Source organism: Mesorhizobium sp. M7A.F.Ca.AU.002.02.1.1, from assembly GCF_003998535.1.
In the GTDB taxonomy this organism is placed as follows: domain Bacteria; phylum Pseudomonadota; class Alphaproteobacteria; order Rhizobiales; family Rhizobiaceae; genus Mesorhizobium; species Mesorhizobium ciceri.
The window spans coordinates 1-2,859 of sequence record NZ_RZPB01000761.1; the positions used below are offsets into that span (position 1 = coordinate 1).

Genomic DNA, 2,859 nt, shown 5'->3' on the forward strand with positions numbered 1-2,859 from the left:
GTTGCGGATGTTGGCGCGGCTGATGACGTCGAGCACTTCGGGCCAGACGGCGGCGTGGACGCGCTTGTAGTCCGCGATCGCCTCGGCTTTCACGCCGATACAAAGTCCCATTCTTTGCATGCTGGTTGCTCGCGGGGCTTCAGCCGAGAAGGTCGGCGGCGACTTCGAGCGTGTTGCGGAACGACGTCTCGAGATGATGTTCCATGGCCCGTGCCGCACCCTCGGCGTCGTGGCGCTTCAGCGCGTCGAAAATGGCCTCGTGCTGCTCGATCGTCTGTTCGCCATAACCCGGTCTTGGGATAGCGAGATAGCGCCCGCGATCCATCTGTGCCTTCGAGATGTCGACGGCTCTCCAGATCATCGGCAGGCCGCAGATCTCGGCTATGGTGCGGTGGAAGACATCGTCGAGTTGTATCGCGGTGGCATATCTGCCGCGGGATATGGCAAGCCGGTGCGCCGCCATGTTGTCTTCCAGCAATTCGCTGGCTGCCGCTGTGAACTTGGCGGCCGCGCGTCGGGCGCTTTCCATCTCCAGTGCCCGCCGGATGACATAGGCTTCTTCCAGGTCGGCCCGGCTGATCGGAGCAACATAGGTGCCGGTCTGCGCCAGGATCTTGACCAGGCCCTCGTCGCTGATGCGCTTGACCGCTTCGCGAACGGGGGTGCGAGACACCCCCAGGGCCTCCGCGATGGCGACCTCGTTGATGACCTCTCCCGGCTTCAACTGCCCGACGACGATCAGGTTGCGGATCTTGTGGTAGATCTGATCGCGGAGCGGAAGAGCCCGATTGAGCGTCGAAGGATCCAGGTCCATTGCAAATCCGTGTCTTCGTTCACCAGAAATGGCCAGATAATACTAGAATGTCAATTGGAACGCATCCAATACAAGCGTGGGGGTCGGTGACGCACGACGTCATGACGACCCGCCGGAATCCAGCTTGCCAGAACTGTTATATTAGTGCAATAGTGAGGATGAACGATGGAAAATTCAGTCCGGGACTGAGGCTTGGATCTTCAACAGCGCAGGCCATTCAAGCTTGTTCGAAGAAGCCCGAACTGCGTTTGCAGCGCTATTATACTAACATATCGAAGGCCGATGTAGCGCACCGGCCGGCCGCCAGGAGGAACCTAGCCAGATATGACCGTCGCCGCCGATTGCGCCTTGGATATGCGAGGCATCAGCAAGAACTTTCCAGGCGTGAAGGCTCTGTCCAACGTCAATTTTGCCGTGAAATTCGGCACCGTTCATGCGGTCGTGGGTGAGAACGGCGCCGGCAAATCGACGCTCATGAAGATCCTCAACGGATCCTACGCGCCCACCAGCGGCACGATCAAAGTCGGTGACGCCGAGGTGCGCATGCGCCGGCCCGCCGACGCCCAGGCGCTCGGCATCCGCATGGTGCACCAGGAAATCAATCTGGTCCCCCACCTGACCGTCGCCGAGAACGTCTATCTCGGCCGCATGCCCGGCAAATGGACCTTTCTGCGCAAGCGCGAGATGGTCAGGGCGGCGGCTGCCGTCCTCGACGAGCTCGGAGCGGCCATTAATCCGCGTGAACGGCTCGGCAACCTTTCTATCAGCCAGCAGCAGCTCGTCGAGATCGCCAAGGCCTATGCGGCGCAGCCGAGGATCATCGTGCTGGACGAGCCGACATCCAGCCTCAGCGAGCATGAGACGGCGGCGCTGTTCCGGATCCTGCGCAAGATGCGCGATGACGGCATCGCCATCGTCTACATCAGCCATCGGCTGAAGGAGGTGCTCGAAATCGCCGATGAGGTGACGGTGCTGCGCGATGGCTCAATGATCGAGACGCGTCCGATCAAGGGCATAAAGGCTGCCGATATGATCAGGCTGATGGTCGGTCGCGAAGTTAGCAATGTCTTCCCGAAAAGTCCGGCCGCGATCGGCAAGTCCGTGTTGCGCGTGGAGCATATCAGCGACGGACAGCGCTTCCGCGATGTCAGCTTCGAAGTGCGCGCCGGCGAGATACTGGGCTTGACCGGCTTGGTGGGCGCTGGCCGCACCGAGGTTGCCCGCGCAATCTTCGGCCTGTCGCGGCTTGTCGAGGGCACGGTCAGCGTCAACGGACGCGAGGTCTCGATCAACTCGCCATCCCAGGCGGTCAGGGCAGGCATTGCCTATGTTCCGGAAGATCGCAAGGGCGATGGCGTCGTGCCTGGAATGTCGGTCCGGGAAAACATCAGCCTGCCCATCCTGCGCCGCCTGACCCGTTTCGGACGCATCAGCCGCAGCGCCGATCGCGCGCTTGCCCGGGATTCGGTCAAGCAGTTTTCGATTTCACCGCCCGACGGCGAACGGCGCATCAGCCTTCTGTCGGGCGGCAACCAGCAGAAGGCGGTCATCGCCAAATGGCTTGCCGCCAAACCTTCGGCCTTGATCCTCGACGAGCCGACGCGGGGCGTCGACGTCGGCGCCAAGGCCGAGATCCACCACATCATCGGCCAACTCGTCGCCGGCGGCATGGCGGTCGTGATGATCTCGTCGGAACTGCCCGAAATCCTCGGAGTCTGCGACCGCGTGGTGGTGATGCGCGATGGCTATGCCTCCGAGCCTCTCTTGCGCAGCGAATTGAGCGAGGAGCGCATCATGGCGCTGGCCACCGGGGAGGAGATGGCTTGAGCGAAGCGGCCATGGAGATCGGTGGCGTGAACCGCAACGACCGCTTTACGCGTGGCAGCAGGCTTGTCGATGTCCTGTCGAAGGCGGGGCTCGCCTTCGCCATCGTCGCCGTGATGCTCTACGGCTCCCTCGTCAGCCCCGCCTTCTTCACGTCAGGCAATTTGCTCAACGTCCTGACCTCGATGTCTATCGTTGGCATCGTCGTCGTCGGCATGACC

The 2,859-nt window shown here is 61.9% G+C and carries 3 protein-coding genes and 1 pseudogene; 2 read left to right on the top strand and 2 right to left on the bottom strand.

Annotated elements, in window-relative coordinates; translation table 11 throughout:
* Together EN879_RS30810 and EN879_RS30815 are read right to left on the bottom strand one after the other, a co-directional pair.
* Nucleotides 1-120, bottom strand: a 120-nt coding sequence (locus tag EN879_RS30810) for an L-rhamnose mutarotase (RefSeq protein WP_127274476.1), incomplete at its 3' end; no start/stop codon positions are given.
* 19 nt (nucleotides 121-139) lie between these two features.
* Nucleotides 140-814: a GntR family transcriptional regulator gene (locus tag EN879_RS30815; protein ID WP_013528167.1), complete on the bottom strand. Its 675-nt coding sequence runs from the start codon at nucleotides 812-814 to the stop codon at nucleotides 140-142.
* Nucleotides 815-1,138: 324 nt separating this feature from the next.
* On the opposite strand from EN879_RS30815, the gene EN879_RS30820 reads away from it, so the two are divergent.
* Nucleotides 1,139-2,641: a sugar ABC transporter ATP-binding protein gene (locus EN879_RS30820; protein WP_063169854.1), complete on the top strand. Its 1,503-nt coding sequence runs from the start codon at nucleotides 1,139-1,141 to the stop codon at nucleotides 2,639-2,641.
* A pseudogene (locus EN879_RS30825) lies at nucleotides 2,638-2,859 on the top strand (ABC transporter permease); the annotation flags it as partial. The gene EN879_RS30820 and the pseudogene EN879_RS30825, both read left to right, overlap by 4 nt.